Consider the following 1,412-nt stretch of genomic DNA (forward strand, 5'->3'; position numbering starts at 1 on the left):
TCGACCACGCAGGCCTTGTCGCAGACCCGGCAGGCCGTGGACGAGCTGTCCCGGATGGCCAGCGACCTGCGCAGCAGCGTGGCCACCTTCACCTTCTGACCCACCTGTTCGGCACTGGTACTGCGGCCGCCGCCTCCTTCGCGAGGCGGCGGCCGTGCCGTTCCCGGGTGTGGCCCAGCCATTCCTCCGGTGTCGACAAGAAGACCTGCCGGGTTCATGACCGAGCTGACTGCAACCGTTCCCACGACACGCGAGGCATTTCGAGACCTCGTGTTCCCGTGCCATTCACCATTGGTCTCGAAACGCCCCGGTTCCGCAAGGGGGCCACGGTGACGTGTGGCCGGGGGCTTTCCCCGTTCGACGACCCAGATCACAGGAGAAGCCATGTCCGACACCGCCACCCGCTCCCGTCCTGGGCGCTGGTTCAGCGACCGCCCCATCGGCGTCAAGATCGGCTCTGCCCTGGCGTTGCTGGGTGTGGTGTCGGTCGGGCTGACCACGCTGGCTGTCGACCGCATCGAGACGCTGGCCGGGGCTGCCGAGACGCTGTCGTCCGGGAGCATCGACCCGCTCGTCGAGCTGGGGGTCCTGCAGCGCACCTTCCAGGGCGACCGAGCCCGGTACAACCTCTACGGCCTGTCCGACGAGGCGACGCGGGCGGGCCTGCGATCCGACCTGGCCGAGCGCCGAGAGCTGCTGCAGCAGCAGACCCAGGCCTACCTCGACACCCTCAGCGACCCCTCGGACTTCGACCCGGTGCTCGACCTCATGACCAGCTACTACGCGGTCGTCGACGAGCAGCTCGTGCCGGCCGCCGACGCGGGGGACGACGCCACCGCCCTCGCGGTGGCCAGCGGCCCGCTGGCACAGGCTGCCCGGTCCACCTCCGACGCCTTCGGCGCCGAGCAGCAGCGGCAGGCGGACGACGCCGCCGTGGACGTCGCCGAGGGGCAGGCGCTGGCTGACAGCGCGCGGAACACCCTGTGGGTCGCGCTGATCGTGGGTCTGCTGCTGGCTGCGGGCCTGGCGGTCGTGGTCGTCCGGCAGCTGGTGCGGACCGTCCAGGCCGTCCGTGCCTCGCTCGACGCCATGGCAGAGGGCGACCTGACCCGGACGGCGGACGTCCGCTCGGGCGACGAGCTGGGCCAGATGGCCGGCGCGCTGGCCACCGCCCAGGAGAAGCTCCGCTCGGTGATCGCCTCGGTGGTCTCCTCCGCGGACACGGTCGCGGCGTCGGCGGAGGAGCTGTCGGCGTCCTCGGCGCAGATCTCGGCGTCGGCGGAGGAGACGTCGGTGCAGTCCAGCGTCGTCTCGTCCTCGGCGGAGGAGGTGTCCCGCAGTGTGGCGACGGTGGCGGCTGGTGCGGAGGAGATGGGTGCCTCGATCCGGGAGATCTCGCAGAACGCGAACGA

At 71.2% G+C, this 1,412-nt stretch carries 1 protein-coding gene and 1 pseudogene; both read left to right on the forward strand.

Features of this window, described 5'->3' with window-relative positions:
* Nucleotides 1–99: pseudogene (locus HLA93_RS22615) on the forward strand (methyl-accepting chemotaxis protein); the annotation flags it as partial.
* Nucleotides 100–384: 285 nt separating this feature from the next.
* The coding region (locus HLA93_RS20250; protein WP_222196248.1) for a HAMP domain-containing protein at nt 385–1,412 on the forward strand (1,028 nt) is incomplete at its 3' end.

Origin of the sequence: Modestobacter italicus (genome assembly GCF_019799965.1) — a bacterium.
GTDB classification, from domain to species: domain Bacteria; phylum Actinomycetota; class Actinomycetes; order Mycobacteriales; family Geodermatophilaceae; genus Modestobacter; species Modestobacter italicus_A.